Origin of the sequence: Synechococcus lacustris str. Tous, assembly GCF_003011125.1 — a bacterium.
Lineage (GTDB): Bacteria > Cyanobacteriota > Cyanobacteriia > PCC-6307 > Cyanobiaceae > Synechococcus_D > Synechococcus_D lacustris.
The window spans coordinates 1-650 of the sequence record NZ_PXVC01000288.1 but is presented as its reverse complement, the minus strand read 5'-3'; the positions used below and the strand labels follow the sequence as shown (position 1 = coordinate 650).

At 58.8% G+C, this 650-nt stretch carries 3 protein-coding genes; 1 reads left to right on the top strand and 2 read right to left on the bottom strand.

Annotation, left to right across the window (positions count from 1 at the left end; genetic code table 11):
- On the top strand, window positions 1-180 hold a 180-nt coding region (locus C7K08_RS16270; protein WP_206603903.1), incomplete at its 5' end, for a hypothetical protein.
- Between the two features lie 19 nt (window positions 181-199).
- On the opposite strand, the gene C7K08_RS14980 is transcribed toward C7K08_RS16270, so the two are convergent.
- Both C7K08_RS14980 and C7K08_RS14975 read right to left on the bottom strand, forming a co-directional pair.
- The gene (locus tag C7K08_RS14980; protein ID WP_241537303.1) at window positions 200-436 is read right to left on the bottom strand and encodes a hypothetical protein; all 237 of its coding nucleotides are present in this window, start codon (window positions 434-436) and stop codon (window positions 200-202) included.
- A gap of 91 nt (window positions 437-527) precedes the next feature.
- On the bottom strand, window positions 528-650 hold a 123-nt coding region (locus C7K08_RS14975; RefSeq protein WP_133165352.1), incomplete at its 5' end, for a DUF433 domain-containing protein.

The window sequence follows — 650 nt, the reverse complement described above, 5'->3', positions numbered from 1 at the left end:
CGCGAAGGCGGCGCTTGCATGGCGGCCGGAGTTTCCGACGTATCGGGAGGGATTGCGGGATTGTCAGCTCAAGGCAACGCGGAGTTGAATGGCGGCAACGGGCCCAAAATTGTCGGTCAACAGTCAGCAGCACGGCCCAACGGTTTGATAGGCCCGCGGACCGCTGCCTTTCGACAGTAGCGTTCCCGCTGCCAACGATTCACGCAAAATCGATCTCGATGTAGGCATCGACAGCGAGCCTCGCCACGGCGGCTACCACACGCTCCGCCGCGGGACGAATGACTGGCCAGCTCGTCGTCATCAGAACGACGATTGCAGGGCGACCCGTCAAGTTTTGCTGGTACCGGAGATTCTGGTCTGTGGTAATGATGGCCGCAAATACTGCTGTCTGGGCGCGCTCGAGCAGGTCGCCATTTTGCAACGATTGCCAGCCCATCTCATAGGCAGTTCTGATCTCGTGCCCTGAAAGAAAACGACGCAGGGGGCTGGCGTGCCCTGATCAAACAGAATCTTCACGACGGAGCGCCTTACGCCGGCTCGAGACTTCGTTGGGCGAATTCAAGCACCGACATGACTTGTTCGCGTGTAACTCCGGGAAACCATTCCAGGAATTCATCGATCGTCGCGCCACCCTCGAGATTTTCGAAGAG

Excerpts from the sequence above, each read along its gene's own strand:
- C7K08_RS14980 (WP_241537303.1), bottom strand. The coding sequence starts at position 436 with ATGGGCTGGCAATCGTTGCAAAATGGCGACCTGCTCGAGCGCGCCCAG.